Source organism: Verrucosispora sp. WMMD703 (genome assembly GCF_049178935.1).
In the GTDB taxonomy this organism is placed as follows: domain Bacteria; phylum Actinomycetota; class Actinomycetes; order Mycobacteriales; family Micromonosporaceae; genus Micromonospora; species Micromonospora sediminimaris.
The window spans coordinates 1,133,055-1,148,319 of the sequence record NZ_JBMHMM010000004.1 but is presented as its reverse complement, the minus strand read 5'-3'; the positions used below and the strand labels follow the sequence as shown (position 1 = coordinate 1,148,319).

The 15,265-nt window shown below is 72.0% G+C and carries 15 protein-coding genes; 7 read left to right on the top strand and 8 right to left on the bottom strand.

The features are described from left to right. The first annotated feature begins 46 nt into the window (after window positions 1-46). Both ACN26Z_RS05945 and ACN26Z_RS05940 read left to right on the top strand, forming a co-directional pair. Entirely contained in the window at window positions 47-643 is a 597-nt protein-coding gene (locus tag ACN26Z_RS05945; RefSeq protein ID WP_421460171.1) for a LysE/ArgO family amino acid transporter, read from the top strand. Between the two features lie 14 nt (window positions 644-657). Further along, window positions 658-2,097: a GuaB1 family IMP dehydrogenase-related protein gene (locus ACN26Z_RS05940; protein ID WP_093406243.1), complete on the top strand. Its 1,440-nt coding sequence runs from the start codon at window positions 658-660 to the stop codon at window positions 2,095-2,097. A gap of 29 nt (window positions 2,098-2,126) precedes the next feature. Here the strand turns inward: ACN26Z_RS05940 and ACN26Z_RS05935 are convergent, their stop codons facing one another. Further along, window positions 2,127-2,711: a TetR/AcrR family transcriptional regulator gene (locus tag ACN26Z_RS05935; RefSeq protein ID WP_421460169.1), complete on the bottom strand. Its 585-nt coding sequence runs from the start codon at window positions 2,709-2,711 to the stop codon at window positions 2,127-2,129. Window positions 2,712-2,796: 85 nt separating this feature from the next. On the opposite strand from ACN26Z_RS05935, the gene ACN26Z_RS05930 reads away from it, so the two are divergent. Next, a complete protein-coding gene (locus ACN26Z_RS05930; RefSeq protein WP_421460168.1) occupies window positions 2,797-3,243 on the top strand; it encodes a DoxX family protein in 447 nt (148 codons plus the stop codon). Between the two features lie 73 nt (window positions 3,244-3,316). Here the strand turns inward: ACN26Z_RS05930 and thrS are convergent, their stop codons facing one another. Beyond that, entirely contained in the window at window positions 3,317-4,537 is a 1,221-nt protein-coding gene (gene thrS, locus ACN26Z_RS05925; RefSeq protein ID WP_421460167.1) for a threonine--tRNA ligase, read from the bottom strand. A 485-nt stretch (window positions 4,538-5,022) separates the two neighbouring features. Between thrS and ACN26Z_RS05920 the strand changes: the two genes are divergently transcribed. Together ACN26Z_RS05920 and ACN26Z_RS05915 are read left to right on the top strand one after the other, a co-directional pair. Further along, window positions 5,023-5,637 (top strand): DedA family protein, encoded by a 615-nt coding sequence (locus ACN26Z_RS05920; RefSeq protein ID WP_282240037.1) that lies wholly within the window; start codon window positions 5,023-5,025, stop codon window positions 5,635-5,637. Between the two features lie 106 nt (window positions 5,638-5,743). Then, a complete protein-coding gene (locus ACN26Z_RS05915) occupies window positions 5,744-6,430 on the top strand; it encodes a DUF998 domain-containing protein (RefSeq protein WP_421460165.1) in 687 nt (228 codons plus the stop codon). On the opposite strand, the gene ACN26Z_RS05910 is transcribed toward ACN26Z_RS05915, so the two are convergent. Continuing rightward, a complete protein-coding gene (locus ACN26Z_RS05910) occupies window positions 6,364-7,767 on the bottom strand; it encodes an NAD(P)H-quinone dehydrogenase (protein WP_282240612.1) in 1,404 nt (467 codons plus the stop codon). The two genes, ACN26Z_RS05915 and ACN26Z_RS05910, sit on opposite strands and share 67 nt — an antisense overlap. A gap of 106 nt (window positions 7,768-7,873) precedes the next feature. On the opposite strand from ACN26Z_RS05910, the gene ACN26Z_RS05905 reads away from it, so the two are divergent. Then, window positions 7,874-8,329, top strand: coding sequence for a gamma-glutamylcyclotransferase (locus ACN26Z_RS05905; RefSeq protein ID WP_093406228.1), 456 nt, complete (start codon window positions 7,874-7,876; stop codon window positions 8,327-8,329). 92 nt (window positions 8,330-8,421) lie between these two features. Here ACN26Z_RS05905 and ACN26Z_RS05900 read toward each other — a convergent pair whose 3' ends face one another. The 3 genes from ACN26Z_RS05900 to ACN26Z_RS05890 form a co-directional block, all read right to left on the bottom strand. Continuing rightward, window positions 8,422-9,159, bottom strand: a complete 738-nt coding sequence (locus ACN26Z_RS05900; RefSeq protein WP_421460164.1) for an SCO6745 family protein — start codon at window positions 9,157-9,159, stop codon at window positions 8,422-8,424. An 86-nt stretch (window positions 9,160-9,245) separates the two neighbouring features. Then, window positions 9,246-10,169 (bottom strand): hypothetical protein, encoded by a 924-nt coding sequence (locus tag ACN26Z_RS05895; RefSeq protein WP_282240040.1) that lies wholly within the window; start codon window positions 10,167-10,169, stop codon window positions 9,246-9,248. 4 nt (window positions 10,170-10,173) lie between these two features. Beyond that, on the bottom strand, window positions 10,174-10,806 hold the full coding sequence (locus ACN26Z_RS05890) for an MBL fold metallo-hydrolase (RefSeq protein ID WP_282240041.1): 633 nt from the start codon (window positions 10,804-10,806) through the stop codon (window positions 10,174-10,176). A gap of 114 nt (window positions 10,807-10,920) precedes the next feature. Here ACN26Z_RS05890 and ACN26Z_RS05885 point away from each other — a divergent pair, with 114 nt between their 5' ends. Continuing rightward, entirely contained in the window at window positions 10,921-11,907 is a 987-nt protein-coding gene (locus tag ACN26Z_RS05885) for a DUF4349 domain-containing protein (RefSeq protein WP_093406221.1), read from the top strand. Here the strand turns inward: ACN26Z_RS05885 and ACN26Z_RS05880 are convergent. After that, complete coding sequence (locus tag ACN26Z_RS05880; protein ID WP_282240043.1) at window positions 11,864-13,123, bottom strand: amidohydrolase; 1,260 nt, start codon at window positions 13,121-13,123, stop codon at window positions 11,864-11,866. The genes ACN26Z_RS05885 and ACN26Z_RS05880 overlap by 44 nt on opposite strands. A 523-nt stretch (window positions 13,124-13,646) precedes the next feature. Further along, window positions 13,647-15,230, bottom strand: coding sequence for an acyl-CoA mutase large subunit family protein (locus ACN26Z_RS05875; RefSeq protein WP_093406216.1), 1,584 nt, complete (start codon window positions 15,228-15,230; stop codon window positions 13,647-13,649). Between the last annotated feature and the right edge of the window lie 35 nt (window positions 15,231-15,265).

The window sequence follows — 15,265 nt, the reverse complement described above, 5'->3', positions numbered from 1 at the left end:
ATCTTTAGCTGGACTCAGGAAACGAGGCGCTTCTACCGTCGGTCACATGCTCACCTCCGTCGTTGCCGGTTTCTCCCTGTCCATCGCCCTCATCGTCGCCATCGGCGCGCAGAACGCCTTCGTGCTGCGTCAGGGCCTGCGCCGGGAGCACGTGGTGCCGGTGGTGTTGACCTGCGCGCTCTCCGACGCGCTGCTGATCGGCGTGGGCATCGCCGGGGTGGGCTCGATCGTGGCCGGACGTCCGGTCCTGCTCACCGCGATCCGTTGGGGTGGGACGGCCTTCCTCCTCGGGTACGCGGCACTCGCCGCCCGCCGGGCGTTGCGTCCCGCCGCACTCGCGCCGGCCGACCGGCCACCGTCCCGGCTCGGCCCGACGCTGCTGGCCTGTCTCGCCTTCACCTACCTCAACCCGCACGTCTACCTCGACACGGTGCTGCTGCTCGGCGGGATCGCCCAGCAGCACCCGCACCGGTGGCTGTTCGGTGTGGGCGCGACAACGGCCAGCGTGCTCTGGTTCGCGGCACTCGGTGCGGGCGCGTACCGGCTCGCGCCACTGCTCGCACGCAGGCGGGTCTGGCAGGTGCTCGACGGCGTGATCGCGGTGGTGATGATCGCAGTGGCGGTGGCACTGGTGCTCGGTTGAGCAATGATGGCCGGGTGCGGTTCCTCAACGGTGTGAATCCCGGCTACGACCTGACCTACAACGACGTCTTCATGGCTCCGGCCCGCTCGGAGGTGGGTTCGCGGCTCGACGTGGATCTGGCCACCGGCGACGGCACGGGTACCACCATCCCGCTGGTGGTGGCGAACATGACGGCGGTCGCCGGCCGGCGGATGGCCGAGACGGTGGCCCGACGCGGCGGCATCGCGGTGATCCCGCAGGACATCCCGATCGACGTGGTGGCGGAGGTGGTCGCCTGGGTCAAGCAGCGACACCTGGTGCACGACACGGCGATCGCGCTGGGCCCGAACGACACCGTCGGTGACGCCATCCACCTGCTCCCCAAGCGGGCGTACGGCGCGGTGATCGTGGTGGACGACGACGGCCGCCCGATGGGGGTGGTGACCGAGGCCGACACCGTCAGCGTGGACCGGTTCACCCAGCTGCGGCACGTGATGTCGACCGAGTTGCACACCGTGCCCGTCGACGCGGATCCGCGTACCGGCTTCGACCGGCTCTCGGCGGGCCGGCGGCGGCTGGCGCCGGTGGTGGACGACGCGGGCCGGCTGGTCGGCGTACTCACCCGCCCCGGTGCGCTGCGGGCGACGCTCTACAGGCCGGCGGTGGACGCCCACGGTCGACTCCGGATCGCGGCGGCGGTGGGCATCAACGGCGACGTGGCGGGCAAGGCGAAGGCCCTGCTGGAGGCGGGGGTGGACACCCTGGTCGTGGACACCGCCCACGGCCACCAGGAGCGGATGATCTCGGCCCTGCGGACGGTACGCGGTCTCGACCCGGCCGTGCCGGTGGCGGCGGGCAACGTGGTCACCGCCGACGGGGTACGCGATCTGGTCGACGCGGGTGCCGACATCATCAAGGTCGGGGTCGGTCCGGGCGCGATGTGCACCACCCGGATGATGACCGGGGTCGGTAGGCCGCAGTTCTCGGCGGTACTGGACTGCGCGGCGGCCGCCCGGGCCCTGGGCCGCCACGTCTGGGCTGACGGCGGGGTGCGGCACCCCCGGGACGTGGCCCTGGCGCTGGCCGCCGGGGCGTCCAACGTGATGATCGGCTCGTGGTTCGCCGGCACCTACGAGTCCCCCGGTGACCTTTTCACCGACGAGGAGGGCCGGCGCTACAAGGAGAGTTTCGGCATGGCCTCGGCACGGGCGGTCAGCGCGCGGACCGGCGACGACAGCCCCTACGACCGCGCCCGCAAGGCGATCTTCGAGGAGGGCATCTCGTCGGCCCGGATGTATCTCGATCCGGTCCGTCCCGGCGTGGAGGACCTGATCGACGAGATCATCTCGGGAGTGCGGAGCGCCTTCACCTACGCCGGTGCGCGCACCCTCGACGAGTTCCACGAGCGGGTGCTGATCGGCGTCCAGAGCACCGCCGGCTACACCGAGGGAATGCCGCTGCCGACCAGTTGGTGAGGTCAAGGCCGGGCACCGACTGAACGTCGTCAGTCGGTGCCCGGGGCCGGTGTGAAGAGATGCCGGATCACCGACCGGGCGGCGTCACCCGGGTCCTCACCCAACCCGGCGGGGAGTGCACCGGCCAGCCAGAGGGTGGCGAAGCCGTGCACGATCGACCAGGCCGCCAGCACGTCTTCCTGCGGCCCGTCGGCGGCCGGCGTGGGACGGCCGGACCGGTGCGCCAGTCCAGCGCGCAGGACGGCGCCGGAGCGTTCCCGGGCGGCCCGCAGTTCGGCGTCGTCGGTCCGGTAGAGATCGGGGTGGAACATCACCTCGAAGTGAGCGCGATGCCCGACGGCGAACTTCACGTACGCCACCCCGAGATCCAGCAGCTCGTCGCCGGCCCCGGCGAGCGCGTCGGCGAGGGTGTCGAAACCCTGCACCGCGATCGCGGTGAACAGGCCGGCACGGTCACCGAAGTGGTGTGCCGGTGCGGCGTGCGAGACGCCGGCCCGGCGGGCCAGATCGCGCAGGCTCAGCGCCGCCGGACCTGACTCCTCGATCGCCTGCACGGCCGCGGTGAGCAGGGTGCGGCGCAGGTCGCCGTGGTGGTAGCCGCGGGTGTCGCTCATCACCCAAGCTTATCTTGTCATTGACAAGATGCGCCCGCCGGGGGCAATCTTGACACCGACAAGATTTGCAGTTGAGGAGGTATCGATGGCTCCGCTGATCGCTCTGGTCGCCGGCACCGCGCTCGCCCGGCTGGCCGGCCTGGCCGGGATCGCCGCGCTCGACGGATGGCATCCGGCGCTGCGGGTCGGGCTGGCGCTCATGTTCGTCATGACCGGGATGGTGCATTTCGTCGGCCCTCGGCGGCAGGACCTGATCGCCATGGTGCCGCCCCGGCTGCCACGCCCGGAGCTGCTGGTCACGGTGACCGGGGTGCTGGAACTCGCGGGGGCGGTCGGGTTGCTCGTGCCGGCCACCGCCCGCTGGGCCGCCGCCGGGCTGACCCTGCTGCTGCTGGCCATGTTCCCGGCGAACGTCTCCGCCGCCCGCCGCCGGCTCACCCTGGCCGGACGCCCGGTCACTCCGCTCGGCGTCCGTACCGCGCTGCAACTGGTGTTCCTCGCCGCCACGGTCGCGGTCGCGGTCGGACCGTGAGCCGGTGCCCACCGCCACCCGCCGCCGCGGTCGCGGTCGGTCCGTCAACTGGGGCCGACCGCGACCGTCGGCCTCAACGGGCCGGCAGCAGGTCTCCGGAACGAGCGGCCACCACCGCGCCGATCAGTCCGATCGCCTCGGCCGCTGGTTGCGGCGGCAAGGAGCGGCCGTCCCGCAACCGCAACGCCACCCGGCCGTCGGCCGCCTCCCGGGCGCCCAGCACGCCGACGTACGGAATCCGGCGGCGCACCGCGTCGCGGACCCGGGCACCGAGCGACCCGCTGTGGTCGACCTCGGCCCGCAGTCCCGCCTCGGTGGCCCGCCGGGTCAGGTCGGCCGCGGCGTCGGCCTGACCGTCGCCGACCGGCAGGACGACCAGTTGCACGGGGGCGTACCAGGGCGGGAAGGCACCCCCGTGCACCTCGATCAGGTACGCGAAGAGTCGCTCCATGCTGCCGGCGAGGCTGCGGTGCACCATCACCGGACGCCGTCGTTCACCATCGGCGTCGGTGTACGACAGGTCGAAACGCTCCGGCTTGTCGAAGTCGAGCTGGACGGTGGAGAGGGTGTACTCGCGCTCGGCCGCGTCCCGCACCTGAATGTCGATCTTCGGGCCGTAGAAGGCGGCCTCCCCCGGCACCTCGGTGTACGGCACGCCGTCGAGGGCGGCGCGGAGCAGATCCTCGGCCCGCGCCCACTGCGCGTCGTCGCCGACGTACTTCTCCCCCGACCCGCGCAGCGACAGCCGTACGCCCGCCGGCCGCACGCCCAGCGCCGCGTGCGCGGCCCGGATCAGCCGCAGGATCTCCGACACCTCCTGGCCGACCTGCTCAAGGGCGCAGAAGTTGTGCGCGTCGTTGAGGGTGATGGCGCGTACCCGGGAGAGTCCGCCGAGCACCCCCGAGCGTTCCGCCCGGTACATGCCCCCGATCTCCGAGACGCGCAGCGGCAGTTCCCGGTAGGAACGCCCACGGGACCGGTAGACCAGGGCGTGGTGCGGGCAGAGCGCCGGACGGAGCATCACCTCGTCGTCGCCCTCCCCCAATCGCATCGCCGGGAACATCTCGGCGGCGAAGTAACCGAGATGCCCGGAGACCTCGAACAGCTCCCGTCGTCCCAGCGGCGGGGTGTACACCTGTTGGTAGCCGGCCCGGCGCTCCAGATCACGCAGGTACTCCTCGACGGCATGCCGGGCGGCGGCACCGGCCGGCAGCCAGATCGGCAGGCCGGCCCCGGAGAGCGGGTCGGTGGCGAACAGGTCCAGGTCCCGGCCCAGCCGGCGGTGGTCGATCATGTCAAGGCTCCTTGGTCGTACGCCCCGACACGACCCCTGCCCCACGACGCACGAGTGCCCCGGGCGGATCGCCCGGGGCACTCGGTAGACGAAGACGTCAGTGCGGCGCGCCAGGCTTCCCCGGCGTCGTCGTCAGCAGCGCACTGCACATGCGCGGAGCGTACGCCCGCCCCGCGCGCCGCCGCACCTCATTTGACCGGGCCGCTGGCACGGGACCTGCCAGCGGCCCGGCGGCGGCCCGGGCGTCAGGAACGGGGGACCCGACGCTCGCCGGGCCGCGCGCCGACAACGGTACGCCGCTGGAGGAGATTTCGGCGACCGCGCCTCGCCGTCAACCTTCATCGATATGCTGCGGTGGGATCGGTGGCCCGCCGCCGCCCGGGCGAGGTGTCAGTGGTCACGGCCGGCCAGGGCCGGTTGCGGGTGACCCCGGACACCGCGTCAGGCTCGGTACGTCCATTCGGAGAATTCCGCGAGGTGGCCCGGTGCCCGAACTGCTCACCCAGGTGGCATCGCCCCAACTGGCGTACCTCGCGCTCTTCACCCTGCTGGCCGTGGACGCCTTCGTGCCGGTGGTACCCACCCAGCTGCTGATGCTCACCGGCGGCGCACTCACCGTGTACGGCGGGCTGAACCTGCCGACGACCGTCGCCGTCGGCGCGCTCGGCGTACTCGCCGGGGATCTGGCCTGCTACCTGCTCGGTCGGTACGCGTCGGGACGCCGGCCGCTGCGGCCGGTGGGGGCTGGCCGAGCCCGCGGCATCGCCGGGCGCCTGACCCGGGGTCTGCGCCGTCCCGGGCCGATGATGATTCTGCTCTGCCGTTTCGTGCCGGGTGGCCGGATGGCCGCCTGCTTCGCCGCCGGCCGCAGTCGGTACCCGGTCCGGCACTTTCTGCCCGCTGCCGGCGTCGCGGCCGGAGGCTGGGCGTCCTACGGCGGGCTGGTGGGGCACCTGGGCGGGGCGGCGTTGACCGGTTCCGGCTGGCGGATGGTGGTCGTCGCGGCGGTGGCCGCCGCCGGCTTCGCGTTGGCCGGCTGGGCGTTGGCGTCCGTCACCGCACGGCTGAACTCGACCCCGGCCGAGACGCCCGTCGACTAGTGCGGACACCCGGGGAAATCCGGATGGGCGGTCGGGGTGGTCCCGGGGTCGGATTTCGGTGCTCGTCCCGGATCCGCCTGAGGTGCCCGCGACGACAGGCTGAAGCATGCCTGCAATCCGGAACAGCGGTGCACTGGCCCTCGGTGGAATCGTCCTCGCGGCGGTGCTCACCGTCATCGGTCATGCCGGGGTCAGCGACCTCGACCCGGTCAGCCTGACCGTCAGCGACTACGCCGTCTCCGACTCGGGCGAGATCATCCACATCGCCATGCTGCTGCTCGCTGCCGCCTCCGCCGTGCTCATCCCGACGCTCGGTCGGCTCAGCCCGCCGGGCGGTCCGCGATCCGTCACCGCCACGACCGACGGTGTCGCGGGCCGCCGGGGTCGGGCCGCCGAGTGGCTGTTGGCGGTCTGGGCGGGTGGGCTGCTGGTCTCGGGCCTGGTGCCGACCAACCCGCCGGGCACCGAGATGGACACAGCCGCCTACGTGCACCGGTACGCCTCGGTGGTCGCGTTCCTGGCGCTGCCGATCGCCGGCTGGTTGCTCGCCGCCCGGCTGCCCGCCGGCACCCGTGCCGGGCGCTGGCTGCGCGCCCTGACCGTGACCAGCCTGCTGCTGGCCGTCGCGATGGCCTGGTCCGCCTACCCGGGCGACCGCGCCTACTACGGCCTGATCGAACGGGCCCTCATCGTCGCCGAGGTGGGCCTGCTCACCGTGGTCGCCGCCTACTCCAGCTCGTGGAGCATCAGTTGGCGACCCGCTTCGGTGACGGAGCCGGAGAGGCTGGGGTAGATGGTGATGGTCTGAGCCAGTTCGTTGACGGTGAGGTTGTTCTCCACCGCCAGCGTGATCGGCATGATCAGTTCGCTGGCCTTCGGTGCGACCACCACTCCGCCGATCACCTGGCCGCTGGCCGGTCGGCAGAACAGCTTCACGAAACCGTCCGGGATCTCGTCCATCTTCGCCCGGGCGTTGCCACCCAGCGGCAGCATCACCTGACGCGCCGGCACCTTGCCGGCGTCCACCTCGTCCTGCGAGACCCCGACCGTGGCCAACTCCGGGTCGGTGAAGACGTTCGCGGAGACGGTACGCAGCCGCAGCGGCCGGACCGCCTCACCGAGCGCGTGCCACATCGCGATCCGGCCCTGCATCGCGGCGACGCTGGCCAACGGCAGCACCCCGGTGCAGTCGCCGGCCGCGTAGATGCCGGGCACGTTGGTCCGGGAGACCCGGTCCACCGTCACGTAGCCGCCCCGGGCCAGCTCGACGCCGTACTCGGCCAGGCCCAGCTCGGCGGTGTTGGGGATCGATCCGACCGCGATCAACGCGTGGGACCCGGAGACCGTCCGGCCGTCGGAGAGCTCGACCTCGACACCGTCGCCGGTGCGCCGGACGCTCTCGGCTCGGGAGTTGTTCAGGATGCTCATGCCCCGGGTCCGGAAGACCCGCTCGATCGCCTGCGCGGCGTCGGCGTCCTCGTGCGGCATCACCCGATCGCGGCTGGAGACCAGGGTCACCTCGACCCCCATCGCGAGGTACGCGCTGGCGAACTCGGCACCGGTGACACCGGAACCAACCACGATCAGATGCTCGGGCAGCTCGGGCAGGTCGTAGACCTGTCGCCAGGTCAGGATGCGCTCGCCGTCGGGCAGCGCGGTGGGCAGTTGGCGCGGGGTGGCACCGGTGGCGATCAGCACGGTGGAGGCGTCGATGGCGTACGCGGCCTCCGCACCGTCCGGCGTGACGATCACCCGGTGGGTGTGCCCGAGCGTGTCCTCGCCGAGGCGGGCGCGCCCGGACACGAAGGTGACTCCGGCCTTGACCAGCTTCGCGTGGATGTCGGCGGACTGTGCCAGAGCGAGCCGCTTGACCCGGTCGTTGACCGCCTGGGCGTCGACGGTGACCGCCTCCAGGCCGTCGGAGTGCACCCCGAACACCTCGGTGTCGCGGTAGCCGGTCACCACCTCGGAGCTGGCGATGAAGGTCTTCGACGGCACGCAGTCCGACAGCACGCAGGCGCCACCGGCGCCCTCGGCCTCCACGACCGTCACGTCGGCGTCCAACTGGGCCGCCACCAGTGCCGCCTCGTAGCCCGCCGGCCCCCCGCCGATGATCACGATCCGGCTCACCACGACCGCCCTTCCTCCATGCTCACAGTGACTTTCTTCTCCCCGACGCGTCCGACACGCACCGTCGTATTCTCCCCCACGCGCCGACCGGGCTATCGTCATCGCCGTGCGTCATTACGCCGCCTACGGCTCGAACCTGGACCCCGCTCGAATGCGCGCCTACTGCCCGCATTCCCCGATGGTGGGCATCGGCTGGCTGGAAGGCTGGCGGCTCACCTTCGCCGGCGAAGACGTCATCGGCTGGGAGGGCGCGGTCAGCACTGTCGTCGAGTCGCCCGGCGACCGGGTGTTCGTGGCGCTCTACGACATCCACCCGTACGACGCGGCTCAGCTGGACGAGATCGAGGGCGTCACCTCCGGCACGTACCGGAAGCTGACCGTCCGCGTCTCGACCCTCGACGGCGACGTGACCGCCTGGGTCTACGTCTTCGACGGCTACGAGGGCGGCCTGCCCACGTCCTGGTATCTCTCCGAGATCGCCAACGCCGCCGAGAAGGCGGGCGCGCCGGACGACTACGTCATCGAGCTGCGGTCCCGACCCACCGGTACCGCCTCGGCGTAGCTCGTCTCCCACCTCCCCAGTCTGCTACCGGGCGTGGTGGCCGCGGGCGGCGACCCCGGGTTGCGGGGAGATCGTCCCAGGATGGGCGGGTCTCAACCCTGCGTGTGGGTCCGCGCCAGGGTCAGCAACTCGACCAGTTCCGCACCGTCGGCCGGGCCGAGCGCCGTGAACGCGGGCGCGACGAGCCGGTCGGTCATCGCCTCGGCCCACAGCCGCCGCCGCACCAACGGTCCGACCGGCGGGTACGGCGGCGGCCAGCCACAGGCCATCGCGCCGCTGGCCCCCTCAGGCCCGGCCAGCACCGCCTCCAGCGGGGTCATCCCGCTGGCGCGTACGGCCACCAGGTGCGCACCGGTGAAATGTTCGCGCAGCAGGCGTAGGCCGGCGGCGGCCCGGGCACCGGTGGTCGCCGCGTCCGACGGCATGGCCCGCCACGCCGCGAACAGTGGCATCGCGCTGGCATCGGCCGCCGCGACGGCCCGTTCCACAAGCACCGCGAGTCGGTCGACGCGGGGCAGGTCACCCAGGACCTCCTCGCCCCACCGGCAACATTCGGCAAGGCTGGCGGTGGCCACCTCGGACGGGCGGACCGCACGGGCGGCGGCGTCCCAGCCGTCGGCCACGGCGTCGGGGGCGATGAAGCCGAGGGCAGCCGCGACTGTCTCGGCCCGCACGTCACCCAGCGCGCCGGCCCGCCCGGTGACGTAGAAGGCCCACCCGGAGATGCCGAGCAGGCGGGCCCGACGCAGCGTGGTGGGGCACCGGGTGTACGCCTCGCCGAGGGCCAGCACCGCGGGTTTGCTCGCCGCCGCGACCTGCTCCGGCGTCATCCCGACCCGCCCGGGAGGGGTCCACCCGAAGGTCCGTACGTGAAGGATCCGCCCGAAGGTCCGTCCATGGGGGACCAGTCTGCCGGTCAACCGTCGGAGTCGGCATCCCCCTCCTCGGCGTCCAACGCCTCCATTGCGGCCTCCACCTCGCCGGCCCGTCGCCGGGCGGTGCTGACCGACCGTTCGGCGGCCCGACGGGCCAGCCGGGACCGGCTGAGTTCCTGCTCGGCGACGGCCCGGCGACGTTCCAGTTCGGCCAGTTCCGCCTCGACGGCGTCCAGCGCGGCCACCCCGTCGCGTTCGGCCGCGACCGCGCCGGCCAGGTCCGTCTCGGCCCGTTCCTGGTCGGAACGCGCCCGGTCCAGCTCCTTCTCCAACGCCTTGCGGCGACGGGAGCGTTCGGCGCGGGCGGCCCGCTGTGCCTGTTCGGCCCGTAACGCTCCCCGGTCCGGCGGACGCTGCCGGACCGGGGCGGCGGGCGGCGGTTCCTCGCCGCCGGTCACCAGACGCAACTGTGGCCGGGGCACCTCGCCGAACCCGGCGTAGTGGGCCGGGCGCAGCAGTCTCCCGGAACGCACCTGCTCGGCCACCTCGACGTCGGAGAGCGCGGCGTTGAGTGTCGCTTCGACCTCGGCCAGCGGCAGCTTCCCGCCCGACGGGGCACCCTCGACGCCGGCGGCGAGCCGGCGTACCTCGGCGACCAGCGCGCCGACCACCGCCCGCCGCTGCGCGGACAGCTCGCGCAGGCGCGGGCCGCGCAGCTCGCGCTGGGCCTCCCGCAGCGCTTCGGCCAGCTCCGCCAGCTCGGCCACCAGCTCCGGTCGCTCCAGCGCCAGCAGGTTGACCAACCAGGCGGCGACGGTGGGCCGGCGCAGCCGGGCGATCTCCCGGGCGGTACGCGGGTCACCGGCCCGGCGGGCCTGCGCGGCGGCGTCGTCCCGGGCGGCGACGAACCGGTCCGGCGGCGTGCGGTACAGCTGCTCGACGAGGTCGGATGGGGGGCCGGGCATCGGCTCAGCCGTCGATCCGGCTGCCCGGCTCCAGCCGCTGGTACTCGCTGCCGGACAGCGCCGTGTACTGCCGGTCGAGCACCGCGTAACCGTTGTCGTTGAGCAGGGCGTCGTGCAGCGCGAAGACCCGGCGCGGGGCCACCGCCCGGATGAAGTCGACCACCTCGGAGAACTTCGACCAGGGGGCGTGGATCGGGGCGAAAAGGGTGTCGACCTGGACGTCGTCCGGGACGAACAGCGCGTCGCCCGGGTGGTAGACGACGTCGTTGAGCAGATAACCGAGGTTGTCGATCACGGGGATGTCGGGATGGATCACCGCGTGCCGGCCGCCCTGGGCGCGTACCGGGATCCCGGCGGCGGTGAAGGACTCCCCCGGGGTCACCGGGCGCAGCACATCGGCCGCGTCGCCGAGCGCGCCGGCCAGCGACGCCGGACCGTGGATGACGAAGGGACGCCGCGCCAACTGCCGGTTCACCGCCGCCACGTCGAGGTGATCCGGGTGCTCGTGGGTGATCAGCACCGCGTCGGCTCCGTCCAACGCCACCGCCGGCTCACTGAACATTCCTGGATCGATGACCAGCACTCCCCCGTCGTGCTCGACCCGCAGGCACGAGTGGGCGTACTTGGTGAGCCGCATCGTGATCCCTCCCATATCGATTCGTGACGTCCTGAGCGCAGTCTGCCGGAACCCGTGCGGTGGTGTGTGGCGTCCGAGCCATTGCCTGTTCGGGCAGCAGAGAGGGGAACGGGGATGGGAATGCGAAGAGCCCGCCGGCACGGGACCACGGCGGTGGCGACACTTGCTGCGCTGCTGATGCTCGCCGCCTGCGGGAGTGGCGGCGGAGACGACTCAGGGGCGGCCGGCACCGCGGCCGACGCCGAGGCACCGGCCCGGGAGGGTGCCGCCGTTGCGCCCGGCGAGGCCGCCGCGCCCGGTAACGCCCAGGGCGGTGCCGGCGCGGCGACGGACACCCGGGTCGACAAGCGGTCCATCATCTACACGGGATCGATCCGGGTGCAGGTGAACGATGTGGACGTCGCCGCCCGGGACGCCGTCGCGGCGGCCACCCGGGCCGGCGGCTTCGTCGGCGGGGACCAACGCCGCAGCTCCGACGCCGACGCGGTGGCCGACCTCGAACTGCGGGTGCCAGCGGAGCGGTTCTACGCGGTCGTGGAGGAACTGGCGGGTCTCGGCACCCAGGAGCGCCGGGAGATCGGTACGCAGGACGTCACCGAGGAGACCATCGACCTCGACGCCCGGATCGCCAGCCAGCGGGCCCGGGTGGAGAGTGCGCGACGACTGCTCGCCCAGGCCAACTCGATAAGCGATCTGGTGAGCATCGAGAACGAACTGGCCCGGCGGGAGGCCGACCTCGCCTCGCTGGAGGCGAAGAAGCGGCGGCTGAGCGACCTCACCGCGCTGTCCACCATCACGGTCACCCTGGTCGGGCCCGGCGTCACGACCCCCGAGGAGGAGACCGAGATCGGTTTCCTGGTGGGGCTCAAGGGCGGCTGGCAGGTCTTCCTGTCCTCGATGACCGTCCTGCTCACCGTGCTGGGTGCGATCCTGCCGTGGCTGCTGGTCTTCGGCGTACCGCTGGGGGCGCTGTGGTGGCTGGCCCGCCGTCGCCGCCGGAACCGACCCGGGGTGCCGGCCCTGGTCGCACCGAGCGGCACCCCGCCACCGCCGGGTGTCAGCGCGCCGCCGCCAGTGCCTGGAGCGCGGTCTGCACCATGAGCCGTACGCCCACCGGGATGGCCCGTTCGTCCACGTCGAACGACGCCCGGTGCAGATCGACGTTCGGCCCGGAGCGGCCGACCCCGAGTCGGGCCAGGGCGCCGGGGACGTACTCCAGATACCAGGAGAAGTCCTCGCCGCCCATGCTCTGCGGGGTCTCCGCGATGCCCTCCGGGCCGAGCGCGGCTGCGGTGGCCGCGTTCAGCACCCCGATGGCCCGTGCGTCGTTGCAGACCGGTGGACGACCGCGCAGGTACTCCAGGTCGACGGTGGCCCCGGTGGGTGCGATGACGTCCCGGACCACCTGAGAAACGATCTTCGGTGCCAGCTCCCAGGTGTCGCGGTCCATCACCCGCAGGGTGCCGGAGGCGGACGCCTCGGACGGGATGACGTTGTACCGGGTGCCCGCGGAGGCGTGACCGAAGACGAGCAGCAGTCCACTGTTCGCCGGCACCCGGCGGCTGACCAGTGCCGGAACCTCGGTGATCAGCCGACCGAGCGCGTCCACCAGGTCCACGGTCAGGTGCGGGCGGGCGGTGTGGCCACCCGGGCCGGTGAGCCGGACGGTGACGTTGTCGGCGGCGGCGGTGATCGGGCCGACCCGCAGACCCACCTGACCGACGGGCAGGTTCGGGTCGCAGTGCAACGCGAAGATCTGCACCACGTCGTCGAGGCCGCCGGCCTCGATCACCTCCAGCGAACCGCAGGGCAGGATCTCCTCGGCGGGCTGGAAGATCAGCCGGACCCGGCCGGGCAGTTCGCCCAGGTCGGCCAGTTGCGCGAGCAGCATGCCGACGCCCAACATGACCGTGGTGTGCACGTCGTGGCCGCAGGCGTGGCAGACCCCGTCGACCGTGGAGCGGTACGGCACGTCCTTGACGTCGGTCAGCGGCAACGCGTCGATGTCGGCGCGCAGCGCGATCACCGGCCCGTCCGGACGGCCGTCGATGTCGCAGATCACCCCGTTGCCCTTGGGCAGCATTCGCGGCTGCAACCCGGCCAGGGAGAGTTCCCGGGCGATGAGGGCCGCGGTCTCGAATTCCGCGCCGGACAGCTCCGGGTGCGAGTGGATGTGACGGCGCGTGGCGATCAGGCCCGGTACCCGGAGGGCGAGCAGGTGGTCCAACTCGAAGGGCAGGGGCTGGGAACCGGTCGGCGCATCCGGCCAGGACGGCGCCAGTTGGTGACCGGTCGGCATCGTCAACGCACTCGTCACGTCGAATTCTCTTCGATCACTAGAAATGGATGGATCATCGGGAACAGCAGACAGCGTAGACCCCCGACGGTAACTCTGCGCAACCTCGTTCCGGTGATGATCGGACCGCGCAGCGTCACGTATGCCCTGCTGAGAGCGTCCGTAGGTGAGCGGGACAGCAGGTAGATCGTGGTCATGAGCCCTCATCCGCCCCTCACCTCCTACAACGCGTAATCGTTCGCCGGACACTGAGAATCTTCCCGAAACCATCGTCGCCGTTCCGAATTGTCGCATTAGTCGCGCCGATGAACTGACCGTACGACAATTACCCGACCACCATCGGCAACGATCACCCGTGGACGTTCACACGCAGGGCAGCCGTCCGACCGCACACCGTGTGCGTCCACGTGATCACCGCGAGCGGAGTACCCGGGCAACGCCGGTTCGACACGCTGCGCGACGACTCGGCCGTGACGTCCCCCGCGACGACTGCCGCACGCCCGGCGGCGGCGGACCGTGCGTTGCCGTGACGACCTGACCGGGGTCAGAACCGGTCAGTAGGCTGGTAGCGGCCCCAGACCTCGCGGAGCGCCCCGCACACCTCACCGACGGTGGCCCGCTCGCGCAGCGCCGCCTTCATCGGGTGGAGCACGTTGCCGGTGCCCGAGGCGGTCTCCCGCAACTCGACAAGCGCCCGCTCCACGGCGGCGGAGTCCCGCTCGGCCCGCAGCTTCGCCAGCCGCTCGGCCTGGGCCGCCTCGATCGCCGGATCGACCCGCAGCGGCTCGTACGGCTCCTCGGCGTCGATCGCGAAGCGGTTGAGCCCGACCACCACCCGCTCGCCCGAGTCGATCTCCTGCGCGATCCGGTACGCGGACTGCTCGATCTCCCGCTTCTGGAAGCCGACCTCGATCGCGTCCACCGCAGACCCGTGCTCGAAGACCCGGGCCATCAGCGCGTCGGCCGCCGTCTCGATCTCGGCGGTCATCGCCTCGACCACGTACGAGCCGGCGAACGGGTCGACAGTGGCGGTGAGATCCGTCTCGTACGCCAGCACCTGCTGGGTACGCAGCGCCAACCGGGCCGCCTTCTCGGTGGGCAGCGCGATCGCCTCGTCGAAGCTGTTGGTGTGCAGCGACTGGGTGCCGCCGAGCACCGCGCCGAGCCCCTGCACCGCCACCCGGACCAGGTTCACCTCGGGCTGCTGGGCGGTCAACTGCACGCCCGCGGTCTGGGTGTGGAAGCGCAGCATCATCGACTTCGGGTTCTTCGCCCCGAACTCGTCGCGCATCAGGCGGGCCCAGATCCGCCGGGCCGCCCGGAACTTGGCCACCTCTTCGAGCAGGGTGGTACGCGCGACGAAGAAGAACGACAGCCGGGGGGCGAAGTCGTCCACGGCCAGCCCGGCGGCGATCGCGGCCCGGACGTACTCCACGCCGTTGGCCAGCGTGAACGCGATCTCCTGCACGGGCGACGCGCCGGCCTCGGCCATGTGGTAGCCGGAGATCGAGATGGTGTTCCACTTCGGCACCTCGCTACGGCAGTAGCCGAAGGTGTCGGCGACCAGCCGCAACGAGGGCTTCGGCGGGAAGATGTACGTCCCCCGGGCGATGTACTCCTTGAGGATGTCGTTCTGGATGGTGCCGTTGAGCGCCGAACCCGGCACGCCGTTCTCCTCGGCGACGAGTTGGTAGAGCAACAGCAGCACCGAGCCGGGCGCGTTGATCGTCATCGAGGTGGAGACCTTGTCCAGCGGGATGCCGTCGAACAGCAGTCGCATGTCCTCGATGGAGTCGATGGCCACGCCCACCTTGCCCACCTCGCCGTGCGCGATCGGGTCGTCGGAGTCGTACCCCATCTGGGTGGGCAGGTCGAAGGCGACCGACAGGCCCATCGTCCCGGCCCGCAACAACTGGTGGTAACGCGCGTTGGACTCGGTGGCGGTACCGAAGCCGGCGTACTGACGCATGGTCCACGGGCGGGAGGTGTACATGGTGGGGTAGACCCCACGGGTGTACGGGAACTCGCCCGGCCCGCCGAGGCGGGAGTCCAGGTCGCCGGGAAGGTCGTCGGCCGTGTAGACGCCCTTGATCGGGAAACCGGACTCGCTTGACCGCCGTTCGCTCATCACCGGATGGTAGGACGGGTGGAACGGGTGGCGGG